This is a genomic window from Aurantimonas sp. A3-2-R12 (assembly GCF_036016755.1).
In the GTDB taxonomy this organism is placed as follows: Bacteria; Pseudomonadota; Alphaproteobacteria; order Rhizobiales; family Rhizobiaceae; genus Aurantimonas; species Aurantimonas coralicida_A.
The window spans coordinates 19,651-41,631 of record NZ_JAYXIH010000026.1 but is presented as its reverse complement, the minus strand read 5'-3'; the positions used below and the strand labels follow the sequence as shown (position 1 = coordinate 41,631).

The 21,981-nt window shown below is 62.6% G+C and carries 21 protein-coding genes; 9 read left to right on the top strand and 12 right to left on the bottom strand.

Translation table 11 applies throughout. The annotated features are described in order from the left end of the window. Positions 1-130 precede the first annotated feature (130 nt). From VSX60_RS14300 to VSX60_RS14290, 3 genes are all read right to left on the bottom strand, one after another. Positions 131-712 carry a transglutaminase-like cysteine peptidase gene (locus VSX60_RS14300; protein WP_327624895.1) on the bottom strand — a complete coding sequence of 194 codons (582 nt, stop codon included), beginning with the start codon at positions 710-712 and terminating at the stop codon, positions 131-133. Positions 713-1,140: 428 nt separating this feature from the next. Next, positions 1,141-2,238 carry an SMP-30/gluconolactonase/LRE family protein gene (locus tag VSX60_RS14295; protein WP_327624894.1) on the bottom strand — a complete coding sequence of 366 codons (1,098 nt, stop codon included), beginning with the start codon at positions 2,236-2,238 and terminating at the stop codon, positions 1,141-1,143. A 356-nt stretch (positions 2,239-2,594) separates the two neighbouring features. Next, entirely contained in the window at positions 2,595-3,200 is a 606-nt protein-coding gene (locus VSX60_RS14290; RefSeq protein ID WP_327624893.1) for a PilZ domain-containing protein, read from the bottom strand. Positions 3,201-3,593: 393 nt separating this feature from the next. Here VSX60_RS14290 and VSX60_RS14285 point away from each other — a divergent pair, with 393 nt between their 5' ends. Both VSX60_RS14285 and VSX60_RS14280 read left to right on the top strand, forming a co-directional pair. Beyond that, entirely contained in the window at positions 3,594-4,346 is a 753-nt protein-coding gene (locus tag VSX60_RS14285) for a rhomboid family intramembrane serine protease (protein WP_327624892.1), read from the top strand. 77 nt (positions 4,347-4,423) lie between these two features. Further along, positions 4,424-4,855, top strand: a complete 432-nt coding sequence (locus VSX60_RS14280) for a CBS domain-containing protein (protein ID WP_327624891.1) — start codon at positions 4,424-4,426, stop codon at positions 4,853-4,855. Between the two features lie 70 nt (positions 4,856-4,925). On the opposite strand, the gene VSX60_RS14275 is transcribed toward VSX60_RS14280, so the two are convergent. The 3 genes from VSX60_RS14275 to folE all read right to left on the bottom strand — a co-directional run bounded on the left by VSX60_RS14275 (position 4,926) and on the right by folE (position 7,058). Further along, positions 4,926-5,924: a patatin-like phospholipase family protein gene (locus tag VSX60_RS14275; protein WP_327624890.1), complete on the bottom strand. Its 999-nt coding sequence runs from the start codon at positions 5,922-5,924 to the stop codon at positions 4,926-4,928. Between the two features lie 67 nt (positions 5,925-5,991). Further along, positions 5,992-6,426, bottom strand: a complete 435-nt coding sequence (hisI, locus tag VSX60_RS14270; RefSeq protein ID WP_327624889.1) for a phosphoribosyl-AMP cyclohydrolase — start codon at positions 6,424-6,426, stop codon at positions 5,992-5,994. Between the two features lie 8 nt (positions 6,427-6,434). Next, entirely contained in the window at positions 6,435-7,058 is a 624-nt protein-coding gene (gene folE, locus VSX60_RS14265; protein WP_327624888.1) for a GTP cyclohydrolase I FolE, read from the bottom strand. 249 nt (positions 7,059-7,307) lie between these two features. Here folE and VSX60_RS14260 point away from each other — a divergent pair, with 249 nt between their 5' ends. Further along, a complete protein-coding gene (locus VSX60_RS14260; protein ID WP_327624887.1) occupies positions 7,308-7,754 on the top strand; it encodes an iron-sulfur cluster assembly scaffold protein in 447 nt (148 codons plus the stop codon). A 48-nt stretch (positions 7,755-7,802) separates the two neighbouring features. Next, positions 7,803-8,141 carry a membrane protein insertion efficiency factor YidD gene (yidD, locus tag VSX60_RS14255; protein ID WP_442873103.1) on the top strand — a complete coding sequence of 113 codons (339 nt, stop codon included), beginning with the start codon at positions 7,803-7,805 and terminating at the stop codon, positions 8,139-8,141. Between the two features lie 71 nt (positions 8,142-8,212). Here the strand turns inward: yidD and VSX60_RS14250 are convergent, their stop codons facing one another. Next, positions 8,213-8,698, bottom strand: coding sequence for a LysM peptidoglycan-binding domain-containing protein (locus VSX60_RS14250; protein WP_327624886.1), 486 nt, complete (start codon positions 8,696-8,698; stop codon positions 8,213-8,215). A 155-nt stretch (positions 8,699-8,853) separates the two neighbouring features. Here VSX60_RS14250 and thrS point away from each other — a divergent pair, with 155 nt between their 5' ends. Then, positions 8,854-10,818: a threonine--tRNA ligase gene (gene thrS, locus VSX60_RS14245; RefSeq protein WP_327624885.1), complete on the top strand. Its 1,965-nt coding sequence runs from the start codon at positions 8,854-8,856 to the stop codon at positions 10,816-10,818. Between the two features lie 115 nt (positions 10,819-10,933). On the opposite strand, the gene VSX60_RS14240 is transcribed toward thrS, so the two are convergent. Further along, positions 10,934-11,689, bottom strand: a complete 756-nt coding sequence (locus tag VSX60_RS14240) for a YiiX/YebB-like N1pC/P60 family cysteine hydrolase (RefSeq protein ID WP_327624884.1) — start codon at positions 11,687-11,689, stop codon at positions 10,934-10,936. Between the two features lie 552 nt (positions 11,690-12,241). On the opposite strand from VSX60_RS14240, the gene VSX60_RS14235 reads away from it, so the two are divergent. The 4 genes from VSX60_RS14235 to VSX60_RS14220 all read left to right on the top strand — a co-directional run bounded on the left by VSX60_RS14235 (position 12,242) and on the right by VSX60_RS14220 (position 16,862). Next, on the top strand, positions 12,242-13,441 hold the full coding sequence (locus VSX60_RS14235; protein ID WP_327624883.1) for an ABC transporter substrate-binding protein: 1,200 nt from the start codon (positions 12,242-12,244) through the stop codon (positions 13,439-13,441). A gap of 94 nt (positions 13,442-13,535) precedes the next feature. Next, on the top strand, positions 13,536-15,398 hold the full coding sequence (locus VSX60_RS14230) for an ABC transporter permease (RefSeq protein WP_327624882.1): 1,863 nt from the start codon (positions 13,536-13,538) through the stop codon (positions 15,396-15,398). Next, positions 15,395-16,168, top strand: coding sequence for an ABC transporter ATP-binding protein (locus tag VSX60_RS14225; RefSeq protein ID WP_327624881.1), 774 nt, complete (start codon positions 15,395-15,397; stop codon positions 16,166-16,168). Before VSX60_RS14230 ends, VSX60_RS14225 begins: the two co-directional genes overlap by 4 nt. Next, positions 16,161-16,862, top strand: coding sequence for an ABC transporter ATP-binding protein (locus VSX60_RS14220; protein ID WP_327624880.1), 702 nt, complete (start codon positions 16,161-16,163; stop codon positions 16,860-16,862). Before VSX60_RS14225 ends, VSX60_RS14220 begins: the two co-directional genes overlap by 8 nt. Before the next feature lie 99 nt (positions 16,863-16,961). Here the strand turns inward: VSX60_RS14220 and VSX60_RS14215 are convergent, their stop codons facing one another. The 4 genes from VSX60_RS14215 to VSX60_RS14200 form a co-directional block, all read right to left on the bottom strand. Continuing rightward, a complete protein-coding gene (locus VSX60_RS14215; RefSeq protein WP_327624879.1) occupies positions 16,962-18,587 on the bottom strand; it encodes a TRAP transporter large permease in 1,626 nt (541 codons plus the stop codon). 5 nt (positions 18,588-18,592) lie between these two features. Then, positions 18,593-19,273: a TRAP transporter small permease gene (locus VSX60_RS14210; protein ID WP_327624918.1), complete on the bottom strand. Its 681-nt coding sequence runs from the start codon at positions 19,271-19,273 to the stop codon at positions 18,593-18,595. A 115-nt stretch (positions 19,274-19,388) separates the two neighbouring features. Next, entirely contained in the window at positions 19,389-20,399 is a 1,011-nt protein-coding gene (locus VSX60_RS14205) for a DctP family TRAP transporter solute-binding subunit (protein ID WP_327624878.1), read from the bottom strand. 282 nt (positions 20,400-20,681) lie between these two features. Then, the gene (locus VSX60_RS14200) at positions 20,682-21,902 is read right to left on the bottom strand and encodes an acyl-CoA dehydrogenase (RefSeq protein ID WP_327624877.1); all 1,221 of its coding nucleotides are present in this window, start codon (positions 21,900-21,902) and stop codon (positions 20,682-20,684) included. Between the last annotated feature and the right edge of the window lie 79 nt (positions 21,903-21,981).

Sequence of the window (21,981 nt, the reverse complement as noted above, 5' to 3'; positions counted from 1 at the left end):
TGGCGGCGGCGAGGTGGGGTGCGTGACGGGATTTCGGCGGGCAAGGCGGGCCGGGATTTGAATGCCGACAAAGCGGCTGGAGCAGCTTCCGGCGCGGAGCCCATTGCTCCAAGGCGCGGGGACGTCGATTTCAGCGGACGCTGCCCACCAGAATGTTGCGATCGTCGGCGATGGCGAGCCATTTTCCGGCATCGCGTTCCGACTGACGCTTCAAATATTCGTAATCCGTATCGCTCCAAGCAAGAACGCGATCGTCGAGATTATCGAGAACGTAATCGCCTTGATCGGTGCGGACCGTCAATACCGCATGGCCTTCGCCGTTTGACTGACGCAGGACGGTGATCAGCAGCGCCGATGCGGGCACGCCTTCGCGCTGGAGCATGTATTGCTTCAACAGCACGTAGTCTTCGCAGTCACCCTGAACTGTTGGGTACGACCAGACTTCCGGGACGCCATACATGTCCTGGTCCGTGCGGGGGAAAATGGAAGAATTGACGGCGTTGTTGACCTCGACGAGCTTGGTCCACATCGCCCGGGTCAGGCTTACCACGCCAACCGACGCGTTTGGCTGACAGGTGCCCGGATAGCGCTTGCAGAATTCATAATGCCCGATCGGCTGCGACGTGATCCCCGTGGTGATCATAGCCGAGGATTGTGCGGAGGCCGACGTAGCGGAAAATGCCACCGTCAGAAATCCGAGACCGACCACCATCTTGCTGAAGAATTTTGACATTTTCTTTCTCCCCGTTCGTTCAGGGAGAATGTCACATCCGTTTTACTTCTACACAAAATGTAGTAGTGCAAATTATATCAAATTTTATCGGATTCCTATCGATTCTATACTTTAGGTAACATAAAATTTTTCCAGAGAATTTTCTTCCGATCAGTGGGGTTTCGTCAACCATAAAGGACATGCCGGCCGACCGAGTTGCTGGTGAGATCCGCATAGATTGACGCAGGTCGGGGAAGGAAGGGCAGGGCAGCCGCGCCATAGTCAGCCTGCACCCGCGACGCCGGATCGGTTGGCGCCGAGGGCCAAGCCAGGCCAGCTTGTGGCGACGCGCGTCGGAGCGCGCCCTGGCACCTGCGGCATCAGTTCAATCTCGTGATTGCCGACGGCCCAGGGCTGGTCGAGCGACCTCAGGCGATATGGGCGCCTTGGGCGGCCGTGTAGATCGTGTAGATCGATTGGCTCGCCGTCATGAACAGCCGGTTGCGCTGTTCCCCGACAAAGGTGAGGTTGGCGCAGCCTTCCGGCGTTTTGATCTGGCCGATCTTGGTGCCATCGGGTGCATATACCTGCACGCCGTCCTGCCCTTCTCCGGCAAAGCCTGTCGCCGCCCAGACATTGCCATCGACATCTGCGCGCAGACCGTCGTGGAACCCGCTTTCCAGCGTCGCGAACTCGCGCCGGTTCGTCAGCTTGCGACCGTTCTCCTCGACGTCCCAGGCAATGATGCGGGCCGGTTCCGGATGGTGTGTGGCGGCCGAATCCGCGACGTAGAGGATGCGGTAGTCCGGCGAAAAGCAGAGTCCATTCGGCTTGAAAATCTCGTCCGTCAGCTTGGTCAGCACGCCGCTGGTCGCATCGATGTGATAGATGCTGGTCGGCAGTTCCAGCTCGCGGACATTGCCTTCGTAATACCAATGGCTGCCATAGCCCGGATCGGTGAAGATGATGCCGCCGTCATCCGGGTGGACCACCGCGTCGTTCGGGGCGTTCAGCGGTTTGCCCTCGAAGGTTTCGGCCAGCACGTTCGGCGAACCTTCCCGCCCATAGCGCACGACCCGGGCTGTCGAGTGCTCACAGCTAATCTGTCGTCCCTCGAAGTCGAAGGTGTTGCCGTTGGAAAAGTTCGAGACGTGGCGCAGCGGCGTCACCGTCTCGGTTACCGCGTCCCAGCGCATCTGGCGGTTGTTGGGAATGTCGCTGAACACGGCGTAGCGGCCGACGCCGTTCCAGGCGGGTCCCTCGGCCCAAAGAGCGCCGGTCCATTGCCTCTGCAACGGCGTGTTGCCAATCATGTACTGGGAAAAGCGCGGGTCGAGAACGACCCAGGCGTCATCGGGATAACGAGACGGCTGCGGAGGCAGCGACATCTCTTGCGTCTCCGCGAGTCCAGGGGTCGCCAGAACGGCGCCCAGCGCGGCGCTGCCGGACAGAAATGCACGTCGGTCCATGTTCATGTCGTCCTCCCGCCGGCCGATCTTGAGAACGCGCCGGATTGCGTTGCTCATCATACTCCAACTAGGCGTGTGCGGCAGGAAGCTTAACGCTGTTGACGACGGTTTGCTATCTCGGCGCCTTTACGGCCGCCGGGCTTGCACCGAGCGGTGAATGCATCGGATCAGAAAGTGTATCCGGCATCGAGAATTCGGGTGCATAATGAAAGCGTTGGAATGCCGTAGGTGCATGTCGATGCATGAGGGGCATATGACCTTCTCTGACGCCCGGGCAAGAATGGTCCGCTCGCAAGAGGGCGCAGCCCTATCGGGGTAGCGAGGAACCTACATTCGGGCAGTCGGACATGGCGATACCGCCTGGGCGCGCCTTCTTTTCAGCACAAGGGTTCCGGACAGATACCGTCAGGCTGTCAGAGCATGCTGCGTTCGATCGTTTCGCGCGACTGCATCGCGGCGAATTCGATCGCGAATCCCTCTTCGAGGTGGCGGACGACCCGTCCTTTCGTCGTGCCCAGCGTAATCCGCGAGCCAATGGCGGGCCGAACGCTGCTCGTCACGGCGGCGCCGGACAGTGACAAGTCGATGATCCGGGTCTGGTAGCGACGGCCGTCTTCGAGGACCACGTCCACGAATGGGTTTTGTGGCTCCACCCGCTCATGACGGCGATCTTCCGGTAGATCGAGTTCATGACGGTTGGCGAACCAGGTCAACTGGGCGGCCAGCTTCTCGCGCTTGCGTTCGCTGCTGTTGAGCATGAGCACAAAGCCGCCGTCAAAAACGCGAACCACCGTGCCCTCCAATCGACCGATATGATCGATGTAGACGATGATCCGCTCGTCCTTGGACGGGTGCACGGCGGTGGTGATCGCGACGTCCCCAGGGGACATGTTCTCGGCGCGGCAAGGATATTCGGTTCGGTCTTCCCGCATGAAGCGGCCGAGGAGATTGACGTCGACACGATTGAAGCGACGCCGCTCATCCGATCCCGTCTGCCGTGCTTGAGCCTGAGCCTGCATAATCTCTCAACCGTCGTTTCGCCACGGTCGCGCACAACCGCGCTTACCGGGACTTTTTACAGCCCGAAGCTTAACGATCGGTGCAGGAATCGTCATGCTGCGATGCAGTGATGCCGTGTTAACTCTCGATTGCAAATCTGTTTGTCGAATTGCGCTGGAAGGCTTACGAATGACGCAGGACGGATTTCGATCCGGTCTGGCAGCACCCACCTGCGCTTCCCTGGTTTTCCAGTTCAGATTCACGCAGACCTTTGGCCGCCCCATGTTATGGGGCGGTTTTTTCTATTGGTGTCAGTCTGCGTCCCGCGCCCCATGTTCGGCGGGCCGATGCGTCACCCTCGCGGTCGTCGGCTAGCAGTGGAAGAGGACCGAAACGACGATGGAGCACGAAGCGTGACCCCGCACCATTCCGGCCAATCGGGCGACGAGACCCTCGATCGAAGGCCGCATCCCCCGGCCTTCAACGTTCCGGCAATCATTCTGATCCTCATCGCGGTTCTTGCGACCGTCCATGCGATCAGGGTTTTCGTCCTGGGTCCCGTCGCCGCGTCCGATGTGCTGCTCGACTTCGCGTTCATTCCCGGATGCTACGGCGATCTTGACGAAATCTGCGGGTTGCGTTCCGCCGGCGCCGATATCTGGTCGCCACTCTCCTATGCTTTTTTGCATGGGGATTGGACGCATCTCGGGGTCAACGCGGTGTGGCTGCTGGCTTTCGGGACACCGGTCGCGCGGCGGCTCGGGACCGTTCGTTTCGTTGCCTTCTCGGGGGTTGGCGCGCTCGCGGGCGTGGCTGCTTTCGCGATCTTGAACCCGACCCTTGTCGCTCCAGTCATCGGCGCTTCGGGAATTGTATCGGCGTTGATGGGAGGAGCCTGCCGTTTTGCCTTCGGGGGGCGGGGGCGGACGCGGTTCAACCCGGCGCGGGCCGACATGCCGGTCGTGCCGATCACCGATGCGTTGGCCAACCGAACCGTCCTTGTTTTCATCGGGGTCTTTTTCGCGACCAACCTGCTGATCGGCAGTGGAGTGGGCGGTGCGCTCGGCGGTGGCGCGATCGCCTGGGAAGCCCATCTGGGCGGATTTGCGTTCGGGTTCCTGGCATTTCGCCTGTTCGATCCCCTTTCGCGCGTCCGCTTGCCCTGACGCGCGCGCCTTGCCCCTTGCGGTTCGCGCGACTCTGGCTCACCTTTCCAAACGATCACGAAGGGGAGGCTGAAGACATGTCCGTGCGCCAGATACTGGAAGAGAAGGGGCGGGAGGTCGTGACACTCCGTCCAGAGGCGACACTGGAAGAGGCTGTCCAAGTACTCGCGGGCAAGAAGATTGGTGCCATCGTCCTCGTCGACGCTCAGGGAGCGGTCGCCGGCATCGTATCGGAGCGCGATATCGTTCGCCTTATCGGAACGTCTGGCGTCGCCAGCATTTCTCAGAGCGTGCGCGACGTCATGACGATGGCGGTGACCACATGTACGGAATCGACCTCGATCAACGAGGCGATGGAATTGATGACCCACGGCCGGTTCCGCCACTTGCCCGTCTGCGAGGAGGATAAGCTGGTCGGGATCATTTCGATCGGCGACGTCGTCAAACGCCGCATCGAGGAAGTGGAACGTGAGGCCAACGAGATGCGCGAATATATCGCCGCCGGCTGAACGAAAGCGAAAATGGGCGGTGGGGCAATGCGTCGGCCTCATGCCAGCCCGGACACAAATCGGTCGTCGCCTACCGTCCGCCCGCTTCGAGGGCGACGTCGGTCATTCGTTCGATCTCGCCGATCCGGCTCTTCGTCGCTTCGTATCCGAGCGCGATGGCCTCCTCGGCCCGGAAGAACTCCGAAAGGCCGATGTCGCGCACGCGCGGTTGTAGAGAAAGATCGGGAGGATCGCCGGCAAGACGAGCGCGGGAGATTCGGTCCTGGATGATGTTGAACGCATCGACCATGGAGCGCGCGATGCTGAGTTTCTCTCTCCGGGGAGAGGCGCCTTCCAACCTTGGCGTTACGATATCGGTCAGCCCCAGTCCCTGCGGCGATGCGCTTCCGTCATCCGCAACATCATCCGCGACGGCCCGCATGCGAACGATCGCCGCGCGTCCGAACAGGTCGTAGTGCAGGTTCACGGCGACGACGAATTTTTCCTCGTTGACGCGGCACACATTCACCGGAACCGGGTTGACGAGGGCGCCGTCGAGTAGTCGCCGGTTGCCGCAGGAGACGGGCTCGAAAACACCGGGAAGAGCATAGGACGCCCGCATCGCCAGGATCAGGGAGCCGGAATCGATCCACACCTCGTGACCATTTTGCGCCTCGGTGGCGACGCAGACGAGGCGACGGTCCAAATCCTCGATCTGGATCCCTTCCAGCGATTCCGACAGGCGACGGCTGAGCCGCATCCCGCCAATCAGTCCACCCGCGCCGAAGCGCAGATCGAGAAACCGCATCATTCCCCGTCGCGTCAGCGACAGGGCAAACGTTTCCAGATCGTCGAGTTTTCCAGCCAGGTAGCAGCCGCCCACGAGGGCACCGATCGACGTGCCGGCGATCATGGAGATGCGAATGCCGGATTCGTCGAGCGCTCTGAGGACGCCGATATGCGCCCATCCGCGGGCCGCTCCGCCGCCGAGGGCCAGCGCGATGCCTGGGGAGCGCCGCGTCGCGGTCTCTTGAGGTGCGTAGCTGGCTAGGGGAGGTTCCGCCCCCCAACCGAAGACCCTATCAAGCATCTTGCGTCGCCCCCGATTGTTCTCCGTTTATCTAATGTGAGGCTACGGCAAAGGTCTGATCATCCGATTAAGAGGCGACGGGACCATCTCCCGTCTCGCGAACCGCAAGGCTCTGCCCATCGTCCGCGACGACACGATAGAAACAGGTCGAGCGGCTGGTGTGGCAAGTGTCGTTCGGCTTGGCGACCGCGACTTTCAGCCAGACGGCGTCCTGGTCGCAGTCGACGCGGACTTCGCGAACGCTCTGTAGGGCGCCGGACGTTTCGCCCTTTTTCCAGAGCGCGTTGCGCGAACGCGACCAGTAATGTGCCAATCCTGTCGACAGGGTCGCTTCAAGCGCCCGTTCGTTCATATGGGCGACCATCAAGAGCTCGCCGGAGGCGTGATCGGTGACGACGGCGGTGACGAGGCCGGCCGCGTCGAATCGCGGCCGAAGCCGGGTTCCTTCCTCTTGTTCACTCGCGTCGGCTGATGGACGATCAAACACCTGCTTGTCCGACATCGCCATTCTCACACCCGGTGGCCGGTCAGCGAGAAGAACCGCCCCTTCAACTCGCCATCGTCGGCAAAGACGCCCTGGAACGACGTTGTCACGGTCAGCGAGCCCTTGGACCGGATACCGCGCATCGACATGCACATATGTTCGGCTTCGATCATCACCGCGATGCCCTTGGGCCGAAGCATACTGACGATAGCCGTGGCGATCTGCGCGGTCATCGATTCCTGCGTCTGCAGGCGGCGACCATAGATATCGACGACGCGCGCGATCTTCGACAGGCCGAGAACGCGACCGTCCGGGACATAGGCGACATGCGCCTTGCCGATGATTGGCACCATGTGGTGCTCACAGTGCGAATGAAAGTCCACGTCGCGAACCAGAACCATGTCGTCGTAGCCGGAAATTTCCTCGAAGGTGCGGCCGAGAACGTCGCCGGCTTCCTGTCGGTAGCCTCCGAACAGCTCCTCATAGGATTTCACGACGCGGGCCGGGGTTTCGCGCAGGCCCTCACGGGTCGGATCTTCGCCGACCCAGCGCAACAACGTCTCCACCGCCGCCTCCGCTTCCGCTCGGCTCGGCCGCTCGGTGTGCCTCTCGTCGGCAACGTCGGGAAATTTCTTGACGACAGCGTCCATCTTGCTTCGCTCCGTGCCAGTCGGAATTCGTGCGGCAATCCATAGGGAATGTTGGTCTGGAGCCTGCGCCGGAGCGTCATTACGGCTCGAAATCGATATCCTGTCCACACCTACCCCACTTCCGGCGCCACCGGGCCATGACAATGCGACCGAGGACGGCGACTTTCGAACCGGTGCCCGAGCAACTATATAGTTTCGGAAAAAGCGAAATGACAGGGCAAACGGCCGAAGCCGACGGATGGTGTTGCAGTGATCGACGACGTGTACAATTCCCGCATTCTCGAGTTGGCCGGCAACATTCCCCGGATCGGGCGTCTCGACAGCGCGGATGCGAGCGCGACCGCGCACTCCAAGCTTTGCGGCTCGACGGTGACGGTCGATCTGAAGCTCGCCGACGGGGTCGTGTCGGATTTCGCCCATGAGGTGAAGGCCTGCGCGCTCGGACAGGCCTCGTCGTCGGTGATGGCCAGCCATATCGTCGGCGCTACACCTGACGAATTGCGTGCGGTCCGTGAGACGATGCGCCGGATGCTGAAGGAGAACGGAGCACCGCCGTCGGGCCGCTTCGAGGATCTGAAATATCTGGAGCCCGTCCGCGACTACAAGGCCCGGCATGCCTCCACCATGCTGACCTTCGACGCGGTGGTCGACGCGCTCGATCAGATCGCCCGCAAGGACGAGAGCGCGGCGGCATGACTGCTACGCCGGGCTTCGGTTCCACAAGCGCGTCGAACTGGTCTGGTGATGTGCAAGTCTGACCAAAAACCCGATCACGCGGCGCCCAAGGGTTTGCGTGACCGCGCTCGACCCTTGAGCCGCAATTACGACGGGCCCTGGCAACGGACGCCGGGCCGCCTGGTCGGAATGGCGCTCGTCCGTTTCTACCAGATCGTCTTTTCGCCGTTCGTGGGTGGCCATTGCCGGCACATCCCGACCTGCTCGGAATACGCCTATGAGGCGGTGGCCCGGCACGGGCTGATGCGAGGCGGGTTCCTGAGCGCGCGGCGGGTTGCCCGCTGCGGCCCGTTCGGGACCGCGGGCCTCGACCCGGTGCCTACGGATAGGACGGAAAAAACGAAATAGACCTCATCGTCGCCAGGTGGGACCCCAGCATTGAACCCGATCGACGCAGAGGGCGGCGCGTTCCAACCGGTTCAGAAGTCCCGCGGGATTCTTAGCAACTGTCCCGGAAAGATCAGGTTCGGATCGGCGACAAACTGTTGATTGGCCGCTTGGATGACCGGGTATTTCGAGGCATCCTCGTAGTACCGGTTCGCCAGGGCCGAGAGCGTCTCGCCGCTGATCACCATGTGCTCCCAATACCCGACATATCCCGGAAGGATCTTCGGACCGTAGAGAACCGGCACGGTCACGGTCGGCGGGTTGGGGCCGCCAGCGCTGTCGTCGGTGACGGTGACGAAGAGCCGGCTCAGCGTGAAGGCGGCATTGGACGGGATGTCGACGGCCGCCTGGAACTGCCTGATGGATAGCGAACCCACGGTGGCAGCGGCTGTCACCTCGTCATGTCCGTCGCTGACCCTGATCGTCAGATGGCTTTCAAACCCGACCGCGTTGCCCGCGATGAGGATGCGGCTTCCCACAAGATCGAAGGCCTTCGGCTGCAGAATTTCGATGTTCATGACTGCGGCTCCCTTGCATAGGCACGCGCCCGTCAAATATATCGGCCGCGACCATCGCGTGCAAATCACGATCAAGCACTGCGATTTCGCGCCGGATCACCGGCAAATCGAACCACCCGCGTTCGTTGGCGGGACTGGATGAGAGAGTACGCACCATGGCTGAGGCCGTTTCCCTGATCTTTCCCGATGGCTCCGCGCGCGAATTCGACGCCGCGACGCGCGGTATCGACGTTGCCGTCGGCATTTCCAAATCGCTTGCCAAGAAAGCCGTCGCCTATGCGCTCGACGGTGAAGTGCGCGATCTGGCCGATCCGCTCGGGCGCGGCGGTGCGCTCGAGATCGTCACCCGCGACGACCCGCGCGCGCTCGAACTCATTCGGCACGACGCCGCCCACGTCATGGCCGAAGCGGTTCAGGAGTTGTGGCCGGACACCCAGGTGACGATCGGCCCGGTGATCGAGAACGGCTTCTATTACGATTTCGCCCGCGATACGCCCTTCACCACCGACGACCTGACGACCATCGAGAAGAAGATGGCCGAGATTATTCGCCGCAACGCGCGCTTCACCAAGGAAGTCTGGCCGCGTGACAAGGCGCGTCAGGTGTTCGCCGACAAGGGGGAGGCCTACAAGGTCGAACTGCTGGACGCGATCCCCGAGGACCAGGACGTCAAGATATACAGCCAGGGCGACTGGTTCGATCTCTGCCGCGGGCCGCACATGGCTTCGACCGGCCAGGTCGGCGACGCCTTCAAGCTGATGAAGGTCGCGGGCGCCTATTGGCGCGGGGACTCGAACAATCCGATGCTGACCCGCATCTACGGGACCGCCTGGGCCAATCAGGAGCAGTTGAAAGCCTATCTCCACATGCTGGAGGAGGCGGAAAAGCGCGATCACCGCCGGCTCGGCCGGGAGATGGACCTGTTTCATTTCCAGGAGGAGGGGCCGGGTGTCGTCTTCTGGCACGCGCATGGCTGGCGGATGTTCCAGAACCTCGTCAGCTACATGCGCCGCCGTCTCGAAGGCACCTATGACGAGGTCAACGCGCCGCAGATCCTCGACAAGGCGCTGTGGGAAACCTCTGGCCATTGGGGCTGGTACAAGGAAAATATGTTCGTCACCGAGACCGAGGACGAACGCGTCTTCGCGATTAAGCCGATGAATTGCCCCGGCCATGTGCAGATCTTCAAACACGGTCTAAAAAGCTACCGCGATCTGCCCATTCGCTATGCGGAATTCGGTAACGTCCATCGCTACGAACCGTCCGGGGCGCTGCATGGTCTCATGCGCGTGCGCGGTTTCACCCAGGACGACGCTCACGTCTTCTGCACCGAGGATCAGCTCGAGTCGGAATGCCTGCGGATCAACGATCTGATCCTGTCGACCTATGCCGATTTCGGCTTCGACGAGATCACGGTGAAACTGTCGACCCGGCCCGAAAAGCGCGTCGGATCGGACGCCAACTGGGACCACGCCGAAAAGATCATGGCCGATGTGCTCGAGCAGATCGCGGCGCAGTCGGGCGGCAAGATCAAGACCGCGATCAATCCGGGCGAGGGGGCGTTCTACGGGCCGAAATTCGAATACGTCCTGCGCGACGCCATCGGGCGCGACTGGCAATGCGGCACCACCCAGGTCGACTTCACCCTGCCGGAACGCTTCGGCGCGTTCTACATCGACAAGGATTCCGACAAGAAGACCCCGGTGATGATCCACCGGGCGATCTGCGGTTCGATGGAGCGATTCCTCGGAATCCTGCTCGAAAACTATGCCGGACATCTGCCGCTGTGGTTCGCGCCGCTGCAGGTGGTGGTGGCGACGATCACGTCGGACGCCGACGACTACGCTGAGGAAGTCGCGGCCGAATTGAAGCGGGCAGGCCTCAAGGTCGAAACCGATCTCAGAAACGAGAAGATCAACTACAAGGTCCGCGAGCACTCCGTCGCCAAGGTCCCTGTGATTCTCGTCTGCGGCAAGCGCGAGGCCGAGGAGCGGACGGTCAATCTGCGCCGGATCGGCTCGCGCGACCAGACGTCGATGAGTCTCGCGGACGCGGTCGCATCGCTCAGCAAAGAAGCCGTTCCGCCGGATCTTCGCGGGAAGGCGGATGACGCCGCCTGATGACTGTGTTCGCCCGGAGCTCTTCTCACAGGGGGGCGCCGGGCGTTACGGTTTACCGATCCTCTGCCGGGGATTATCGGACCGCCGGCCGAAGGTTCGGGGCCGCATCATCCGATCATGTGTTAGCCACCTCGGCGCCGCCGTGCGCCGAACTCCACTCGACATCATGGAAGTCGAAGTCGGGACGCAGCGGCGGTTTGACGATCTCGAAGAACGGCGAGAGATCGAAATCGCGCGGCACGAACAGCGAGTGATGCCGAATATGCATGATCTCGGCCTCGTTTCCCCAACGGCTCCGTCGGGGATCATGGGTCTCGATGCGTGGCAGGATCGGGTAGCCGACATGCTGAAAGGCCTGGGCGATCAGCGTCGAGCAGATCGCTCGCGTCGGGTCGCCCGAACCCAGCGATATCATCCGGCGGCGAAACCGGCGCGGGACGGGCAGTGGAACCAGATAGCGGATCAGATCGAAGACATTCTGGAGGTCGTAGCCGTTGCCCACGCGCTCTGCCGCGAATCGGGTGATGCGCGCTTGGTCACGGGGGTTGAGGCCGCTCGGCCGGCATATCCGGATGTGAACATTCTTGTATTTCTCGATCGCCGCGATGATGACGCCTTGTTCGAGGTCGGCTTCAATGATGGCGTGACGAAGATCGCGATGCTGTCCGACGTAGAGGGCGGAGTGCGACCAGGTCGACTGGGTCAGGTATTTGATGGGCGACGAAATGCGGGTGTTGCCCTCGATCAGAATGACGTCGCAGGGGCGCAACGCCTGGAGCAAGGCATCGAACGGGAATGGTGTGGCCCCGGCACAATCGATGACGGGCTCCTGAAGGAATGCCGCGATCAGACGTCCAATTCGGTCTAACATTCGCGCGCCCTTGTCGGATGGCCGTCCGTACGGTTCCCTTCTGACCACGCTAGCGCGGAATGAGGAAAAACCAGAACCGGTTTTCCGCTCGCGTTCCGTGCTCTGACTGGAATCGATCCGACGGCGCGTGTGTGCCGTCATGAAAGTCTTCGCCGGAGTCGCGGGCATTGTTACTCCCCAAGCAAACGCAGCAGGGCAGTCGGGGAGCCGACGACCGGTCCCTGTCTGACGATCCGGGGCTGCGGGCGGCTTCGCGATACGGCCGCCCATGGCAGGTCATAGACCACACGCATCGACGCGCTATTCCGTATTGGCGCTTCGGACGATAAGGAAAAGCCGGAAGCGGTGAGGAAGGGAAGTGAGCGCTGGTAGGAGCGTTGCCCGATCCCGATTGCGATCGAGCAGGTACCGATGGTCGATCGCGGATCGGATCGACCAGGTGCCGGCGATGGACAGCGCAGGGGCGGTAAGTCGACCCGCTTCGGTCTTCGCCGACCATGATTGTGTCGTTATGGGTGCGAGTTTCGTGCCCGAAGCCATCAGGAGAGACTCATGAGAATTATCCGGAAACTGGCAGTCGCAACCGCCCTGTTGACTGCCATCTCGGGGGGCGCGGTCGCTCAGGAGTCGATCAAGATCGGCGATATCAATCACTATAAGCGGATGGCGGCTTTCGCGGAGCCCTACAGGAAGGGCATCGAACTGGCGCTGAAGGAGATCAACGAGGCGGGGGGCGTTCTCGACAAGCCGCTGGAATTCATCTTCCGCGACGACCAGGGCAAGCCGGGCGAGGCCGTGAAGATCGCCGAGGAACTGATGACCCGCGAGGGCGCGGTGATGCTCACCGGGACGATCCTGTCGAATGTCGGCCTCGCCATCTCCTCGCTCGCGGCCGAGAGGGGCTATCTGTATCTGGCCGCCGAACCGCTGGCGGACGCCCTGGTCTGGAGCTCGGGCAATCCCTACACGTTCCGCCTGCGGACCTCGACCTTCGTGCAGGCCGCCATGCTGGCCGAACAGGCCGCGAAGACCGACGCGGTCCGCTATGCCACGATCGCGCCGAACTATGCCTACGGCACCGACGCGGTCGAGGCGTTCAAGACCAATCTCAAGCGGCTGAAGCCTGAGGTCGAATTCGTCACCGAACAGTGGCCTGCGCTGTTCAAGATCGACGCCGGCGCCGAGGTTCAGGCGCTGGAGGCCGCCAAGCCCGACGCGATCTACAATGTCACCTTCGGGTCCGATCTTGCCAAATTCGTCCGCGAGGGCGGCACGCGAGGTCTGTTCGAAGGCCGCAAGGTCTACGGGCTGCTGACCGGCGAGCCGGAATATCTGGAGCCGCTGGGCGATGAGGCGCCAGTCGGCTGGGTCGTGACCGGATATCCCTGGTACGCGCTCAGCGAGGGACCGGGAAGGACATTCGTGGATGCCTATACGGCTGAAACCGGCGAGAGCCCGAAGAACGGCAGCCTCGTCGGCTACATGACCGCCCAGAGTGTTGCCGCGTTGATCGAAAGGGCAGGCTCCACCGAGACCGATGCCCTGCTCGAAGCATTCAAAGGGCTGACGGTCGAAACGCCCGACGGCGAAATCACCTACCGCGCAATCGACAATCAGTCGACGATGGGCGCCTTTATCGGCACCACCGCGGTCGAGGACGGCAAAGGGGTGATGGTCGATTGGGCCTATGTCGATCCGACCCCCTACATGCCGAGCGACGAAGAGATCAAAGCCATGCGCCCGGGTGACTGACACCCGGCCTTATCGCCGGCGGAGGTCTGGGGCTCGTCCTGGGACTCCGCCGGCGCCTTGATCCGCCCGCATCACTCGCGACAGAACGGACGCCATGGGACTTTTTGTGGCACAGCTCCTCACCGGGCTTGCGAACGCGGCAGCGCTGTTCCTGGTCGCTTCCGGCTTGTCGCTCATCTTCGGCGTGACCCGCATCGTCAATTTCGCCCACGGCTCGTTCTACATGCTGGGGGCCTATATCGGCCTTTCGCTGATGGATTACCTTCCGGGGCATTTTGGCTTTTGGGGGTCGATCGTCCTGGCGGGAATAGCCGTCGGTCTCGTCGGCGTGGTCGTCGAAATCCTGGTGCTTCGCCCGATTTACCGGGCGCCGGAGCTGTTTCAACTGGTCGCCACCTTCGGGGTGATCCTGGTCATTCAGGATCTGGTGCTGATCATCTGGGGGCCGGAAGACCGCTTGGGGCCGCGCGCGCCAGGACTGAAATCCGTGGTGCGCATCATGGGCGAGCCGGTGCCGCAATATGACCTGGCCCTGATTGCGATCACCCCCTTCGTGCTGTTCGGCCTGTGGTGGCTGATCAACCGGACACGCGTCGGCATCCTCATGCGGGCGGCGACGCAGGATCGGGAGATGGTCGGCGCGCTCGGCGTCAACCAGGCCTGGCTGTTCACCGGCGTCTTCTTTCTCGGCTCGGCGCTGGCCGGGCTGGGTGGAGCGATCCAACTGCCCAAGGGCGGCGCCGACCTCTTGATGGATTTCAATATCCTTGCCGCCATCTTCGTGGTGGTGGTGATCGGCGGCATGGGATCGCTGCCCGGGGCGTTTCTCGCCGCGGTGCTCATTTCAGTCCTGAATGTCTTCGGCGTCCTCTACCTGCCGCAAAGCACGCTGGTGCTGATGTTCGTCGTCATGGCCGTGGTGCTGATGGTGCGCCCCTACGGTCTCTTGGGGCGCGAGGAGGTGGCCGGCGAGCAAGGGCAAGCGGGCGAGCCGGAACAGCCGATGCGCCCCGCCGGACCGCGGGGCCGGCTGTTCGTCGCGGCACTTCTCGCGGCTCTCTTGCTCCTTCCTGTGTTTGGTTCGAACTTCACCCAGGTGCTGGTGACCGATATCCTCATTGTCTGCCTGTTCGCCGCATCGCTGCAATTCATCCTCAGCTGGGGCGGGCTGGTCAGCTTTGGTCACGCGGTGTTCTTCGGCGGCGGCGCCTATGCGGCGGCGCTCGTGGTCGTCTACGCCGACGCGCCGATGGAGATCGCCTTTGTGATGGCGCCGCTGGGGGCCGGGCTGTTGGCGATCGTCATCGGCTGGTTCTGCATCCGCCTCAGCGGGGTCTATTTCGCCATGCTGACGCTGGCCTTCAGCCAGCTCGTGTGGTCGCTGGTCTTTCAGTGGGGCGCGGTCACCGGTGGCGACGACGGGCTGGTCAATATCTGGCCGGCCCCGTGGCTCTCCGACACCACGGCCTATTACTATTTCACGCTTCTGTTCGGCGTGGGTGGGATCATCTTCCTCCGTCATATGACCCATTCGCCCTTCGGCTACGCTTTGCGCGCCTGCCGCGACAGCGCGCGCCAGGCTGCCGCGACGGGTATCAACGTCAAGACGGTGCAGTGGGTCGCCTTCGCGATTGCCGGCGCTTTGGCGGGCCTTGCCGGCGGCCTGTTCGTCTTCTCCAAGGGGTCGATCTTTCCGAACGAATTGGAGATCGCCAAGAGCTTCGACGCCTTGATCGTCGTCTTCCTCGGCGGGGTCAAAACCCTTTCGGGCGGCGTCGTTGGCGCCGCCTCGCTGGAAGCGGTGAAGGACTGGCTGACCCGGCTCCAATACTGGCGGCTGATCCTCGGCCTTTTGATCATCGCCGTGGTGATCGTGGCGCCCGACGGCATTGTCGGATCGCTGCGCAAGCTGGGCGAGCGCTTCGGTTTGACCCGTGACAGGCAGGGCGTTTCGTGAGCCCCGTCCTCAAGGTCGAACATCTGGCCAAATCCTTCGACGGCGTCGACGCGGTCAAGGATGTCAGCTTCGACGTGATGCCGGGTGAGCTGAAGGCGCTGATCGGACCGAACGGCGCTGGAAAATCTACCTGCTTCAACATGCTGATGGGCCAGCTGAAGCCGAGCAGCGGCAAGGTGTTTCTGCACGGCAAGCCGATCACCGGCCTGCCGCCCCGGCGGATCTGGCGCATGGGCGTCGGGCGGACCTTCCAGATCACCGGCACCTATCAGAGCATGACGGTCGCCGAGAACGTGCAGACGGCGCTGATCAGCCATCATCGGCGGCTGTTCGCGGTAGTTCCCTATGCCTACCGGCTCTATCGCGACGAAGCGCTGGCGCTGCTCGAGCTTGTCGGGATGGTCGACCAGGCAGACCGTGCCTGTTCGATCCTGGCCTATGGCGACCTGAAGCGCCTGGAGCTGGCCATCGCGCTCAGCCACCGGCCGGGTCTTCTTTTGATGGACGAGCCGACCGCGGGGATGGCACCGCGGGAGCGGGTGGAGCTGATGCAGCTGACCGCCGATATCGTTGAGGAGCGAGGCATCAGCGTGCTCTTCACCGAGCACGACATGGACGTTGTCTTCACCCATGCCCACCACATCATGGTGCTCAACCGCGGCGAGCTGATCGCCGAGGGCACCGCGGCTGAAATCCGCGCCGACGAGCGGGTTCAGCAAGTCTATCTGGGTGGCGGAACACTGTTTTCGCGGGACGGTCGCGATGCTTGAGATTAGCGCGATCAACAGCTTCTACGGCAGGGCGCATATTCTGCACGATCTCAGTCTTTCGGTGAACTCCGGCGAGGTCGTGGCGCTGCTCGGACGTAACGGCGCCGGCAAGACGACCACGATGAAATCCGTCATGCAGCTTGTCCGCGCCCGCTCCGGCCGGGTGCGGCTGGAGGGTGAGGACATCACCGGGTGGCCGGCGTACAAGGTCGCCCGCCACGGGGTGGGCTATGTGCCGGAGGAGCGGCGGATATTCACCGATCTCACAATCTTGGAAAACCTCGAAGTCGGCCGGCAGTCTGCCCGCTACGCGGCCCCGACATGGACCGTCGAGATGCTGTTCCAGCTATTTCCCAACCTTGGCGAGCGCCGCAACAACCGTGGCAAGACACTTTCCGGCGGCGAGCGGCAAATGCTGAGCATCGCGCGCACCTTGATGGGAAATCCGCGCCTGCTGCTGCTCGACGAGCCATCCGAGGGCCTCGCGCCGCTGATCATGGAGCAGATGGCCGAGACCATCCTACGCTTCAAGGCGGAGGGCCTGACGGTGCTGCTCTCGGAGCAGAACCTGCATTTCGCCCGGATCGTCGCCGACCGCGCGCTGATCATCGAAAGCGGCGAGAAGAAATTCGACGGCTCGTTCGCCGAGCTCGAACACCACCCCGAAATCCGCGATGCGCACCTTTCGGTCTAGAACGCCGGCGACGTCGTCGAATCGATCGGGTCGGCACTGTCGGCGCGCGCAGCGACAATGCCTTGCTTGGCCTGCCGCGGCGACCCGCCACAGGCCCGCCTACCTCGTGACGAGCTCCGGTCCCATCAGGCTGTAGGGCAGCCAGGTCGACAGAATCGGCACATAGGTCACCAGAATCAGGAACAGGAAGAGCACTCCGACGAAGGGCAGCGCCGCCTTGACCACCTGAACCAGACTCATCCCGGTAATGCCTGAGGTGACGAACAGGTTGAGCCCGATCGGCGGCGTGATCATGCCGATCTCCATGTTGACCACCATGACGATGCCGAGATGGACCGGATCGACGCCGAGTTCCATCGCGATCGGGAACACCACCGGCGCGACGATCAGAAGTAGCCCGGACGGTTCCATGAACTGGCCGCCGAGGAGCAGCAGGATATTGACCGCGATCAGGAAGGTGAACCAGTTGAAGCCGGCATCGAGCATCAGGCCGGTGATCGCCTGGGGAATGCGTTCCGCCGTCAGCACATGGGCGAACAGCAGCGCGTTGACGATGATGAACATCAGCATGATCGTCGTGCGTGCCGCGTCGACGGTGACCTTGCGTGTGTCCTCGTTGAAGAACGCCCTGAAGAAGGAGCGCCCCGTCATTCCCAGGTTGCGGCCCCAGATCGGCAGGCTGGCGGCCAGGTGCTTCGGCACGCCCGCCAGTCCCGCGCTTTCGCCGCGCCAGAGCGTGTAGGCGACGAGGATCGCCAAAGACAGCACAAGACCGACGGTCGCCCGCTCGCCGAAGCCGAAGCTCGCGCCGCCGGGACCGGAGGTCGCGAAGAAGGAGAGGATCATCCAGACGGAGAAAAAGGAGACGGCATAGACCAACGCCGAAAATCCGACGCGGGCGCGGGACGAGTCGGTCTCGCGCAGCCAGGGCTCGTCCTTGAGCGGTCCCATGTCGCGATAGATGAACAAAGCGACGAAGAACGCGTAGACCGCCGCCACCGCCGCCGCTTCCGTCGGCGTGAACACGCCGCCATAGATGCCGCCGAGGATGATGATGATCAGGAAGAGGCCCCAGCCGGCGTCTTTGCCGTGGCGTGCGATCTCGTGGAAGCCGCGCCAGGGCTCGGCCGGCAGGTTCTTGATCCGCGCCATGATGTAGATCGCGATCATCAGCATCAGCCCGGCGACGATGCCAGGAACGACGCCGGCGAGGAACATGCGCCCGACGGACACGTCAGTGGCGGCCGAATAGACGACCATGACGATGGATGGCGGTATCAGGATTCCGAGGGTGCCGGCGTTGGCGATGATGCCAGCCGCGAACTCCTTGCTGTAGCCGACCTTGCGCATACCCGCGATGGCGATGGTGCCGATCGCGACGACGGTGGCCGGAGACGAGCCGGAGAGGGCGGCGAACAGCATGCAGGCCAAAACGGAGGCCATGGCGAGGCCGCCACGAAAATGGCCGACCGTGGCGATGGCGAAGTTAATGAGCCGCTTGGCGACGCCTCCGGTCGACATGAAGGCGGAGGCGAGCACGAAGAACGGGATCGCCAGCAGCGTGTAGTTCTGCGAGGCGGTGAACAATTGCAGCGCCACCGACGACATGGAGTCGCTGGAGAAAAAGGCGATGGTGATGACCGAGGAGAGGCCGAGCGAAATGGCCACCGGCGCGCCGAGGAACAGCAGCCCCAGAACCAGAATGAAGAGGATGAGCGTTTCCATCGCGGTCAGTCTTTCAGGAGATCTTTGTTTTCCGCGACGAGGTCTTCCGCCTCGTGGCCGGCGATGACGAGTTCGCGCTGGCCGGTCCAGATCTGAACGATCGCCTGTAGCGAACGGTAGGCCAGAAGGGCCAAGCCGATCGGCAGCATCAGATAGGCGATCCAGCGTTGGACGCGCTCCTGAACGCCGAAGGTTTCCTGCACCCATTCAGGATAGCGCACGTCGTCGAGCCCAAGCCCGAGATTGAAGAACTTGGTCCAATAGAAGATGGCGCCGCCGGAGGAGTTCGCGCCGAAGATCGACAGCCAATCGGCCGACAGCAGAATGATGGCGTAAAGGGCGGTGCAAAGCGCACCGAACAGGGCGGCGATCCGGAACACAGGCCTGGGGAACAGCCGGATCGCTGCGTCGACACCCAGATGCAGCCCCTGCTTCAGCCCGTAGCCCATGCCGAACAGGATCATCCAGGCGAAGAGTATGCGGGTCAGTTCGAGGGCGCCGGACCAACCGGAGTTGAAGCCATAACGGGCGATCACCTGCGAAAAGGAGACAAGCGTGATGGTCGCCAGAAGGATCGCGAGGATATTCTCCTCGAGCCGGGTGACCGCCTCGGCGTGCCGGCGTTCGATGAGATGCAAGCCTACGATCAGGGCCAATATTGCCAGGTAGGGCCACAGGCCGGCCATCGCATAGTCCCCCAGCACGACGGCGCCCGTTGCGAGCAGCCTGTGCACTAACTAACGTTGCTCGAGATAGCGAAATAGACCGGGCGCACCGTAGGCGCGCCCGGCCGTTTAGCGGTTAGTTTGTCGAGCCCGTGGCGACAGCGGCGTCGATGACGTCCTGGCCGATGTCGTCGGTGAACTTGTCCCAGACCGGCTTCATCGTGGACACCCACGCTTCGCGCTGCTCAGGGGAAAGCTCGCGGATCTCGCCGCCGGCGTCGATGATGTTCTGCCGATTCTTTGCTTCGGTTTTGGCGACGTTCCCGTTTGCCTCGGCGGTGACTTCGTCGACGATCTTCATGAACTGGTCGCGGAACTCGGGCTCGAGACCGTTCAGCCATTCGGTCGAGGTGACCAGCAGATAGGCGAGGACCTGATGGTTGGTCTCGGTGATACCGTCCTGCACCTCGAAGAACTTCTGGGTGTAGATGTTCGACCAGGTGTTTTCCTGGCCGTCCACGACCCCCGTCTGCAGCGCGCCATAGACCTCCTTGAAGGCGAGCTTCTGCGCCGAACCGCCCATCGCCTCGATCATCGCTTCGGCGACGTCCGAGGTCTGAATACGGAACTTCAGCCCGGACGCATCACTCGGTACGAGCAGCGGCTTGTTGGCCGAAAACTGCTTCAGGCCGGACAGCCAATATCCGAGGCCCGTATATCCCTTGTCCTCCATGACGGTCAGCAGATTCTTGCCGGTCTCGCCGTCGTTAAAGGCCTCGACGGTCTTGAGGTTCGAAAACAGGAACGGCAGGTCGTATAGGCGATATTTCAGGGTGTAGGCCTCGAACTTCGACAGCGACGGCGCGGCGAGCTGCACGTCGCCGAGAAGCAGCGCCTCGAGCACCTTGTCGTCGTCGAACAGTGTGGAGTTCGGGAATACCTCCATGCAGGCCTTGCCATCCATCTCCTGGTTCACGCGTTCGGCGAGAAGCGTCGCGGCGTCACCCTTGGGATGGCCTGTCGCGGCAACCACGTGGGCGAATTTGATGACCATCTCGCCATCGTCGCAGCCGGCGGCGGCCGAAGCGCTGGATGCGCCGGCGCAGAGGGCGGCGGCGGAAATGGTGCCAAGAAGCAGATTTTTCATTGGTAGTCCTCCACTGCGGACGCAAACGACGTCCGTTCAAAACGAGCGATGATGCCGACCATTCGGCACCGTCGATTTGGTCACGCGGGAACGATGCGGTGCCGAGGCTGGACACATGCGGCAAGAGCGGCCGAAACAGGCGCTCCTGAACTTTCCACCGTGGCTTCGCCTCGCCGACACGCTCCCGAGATTGCGCCGCGTCGACCTTAACAAGTACTGCGCCTGCCTGTCGAACGGATAGGCGTGTGATTGCGTGCCCTTATACTAACGTAGGGTAGAGGATCAGAAGAACGCCTGGATTCCGGTCTGGGCCTTGCCGAGGATCAGCGCGTGAACGTCGTGCGTGCCCTCGTAAGTGTTGACCGTCTCCAGATTCTGGGCGTGACGCATGACGTGATACTCGCCCATGATGCCGTTGCCGCCATGCATGTCGCGGGCGACGCGGGCGATGTCGAGCGCCTTGCCGCAATTGTTGCGCTTGACCAGCGAGATCATCTCCGGCGCCATCTTGCCCTCGTCGAACAGGCGGCCGACGCGAAGCGAGGCCTGCAGCCCCAGCGCGATCTCGGTCTGCATGTCGGCGAGCTTCTTCTGGACGAGCTGGGTCGCGGCCAGAGGCCGGTCGAACTGGATGCGTTCCATCGTGTAGGCGAGGGCCCGCTTCCAGCAATCCTCGGCGGCGCCCATGGCACCCCAGGATATGCCGTAGCGCGCGCGGTTGAGGCAGCCGAACGGACCCTTGAGGCCGGACACATTCGGCAGGAGATTTTCCTCCGGCACGACGACCCCGTCCATGACGATCTCGCCGGTGACCGAAGCCCGCAGGGACAGCTTGCCCTCGATCTTCGGCGCCGACAGGCCCTTCATTCCCTTTTCCAGGATGAAGCCCCGGATCTGGCCGTCATGGGCGGTCGATTTCGCCCAGACGACGAAGACGTCCGCGATCGGGGAATTGGAAATCCACATCTTGGCGCCGGACAGACGGTAACCGTCGGAGACCTTCTCGGCTTTCGTCTTCATGCCGCTGGGGTCGGAGCCGGCGTCGGGCTCGGTGAGGCCGAAGCAGCCGATATACTCGCCGCTCGCCAGCTTCGGCAGGTACTTCTTGCGCTGCGTCTCGTCGCCATAGGCAAAGATCGGATACATCACCAGGGAGGACTGGACGCTCATCATCGAGCGATAGCCGGAATCGACCGCCTCGACTGCCCGCGCGACAAGCCCATAGGAGACATAAGACGCACCCGCGCAGCCGTATTCTTCCGGAACGGTCAGACCGAGCAGGCCGAGCTCGCCCATCTCGTTGAAGATCGTCCGGTCGGTGGTCTCGTTCTGATAGGCCTCGACGATCCGGGGACGCAGCTTTTCCTCCGCGAAAGCGCTGGCCGTGTCGCGGATCAGGCGTTCGTCCTCGCTCAACTGATCCTCAATCCGAAACGGATCGGCCCAGTCGAAGGCCGCCATAGTGGGAGCGTGCGAGGAGGTCGCGGCAGGGGCGGTGGACATGGATCCCTCTTTCTTGTGTCTGATACGCTGGCGCGGCTGGCCACATTCGCCGATCTTCGCTGTGCCCATCGTCCTAAGA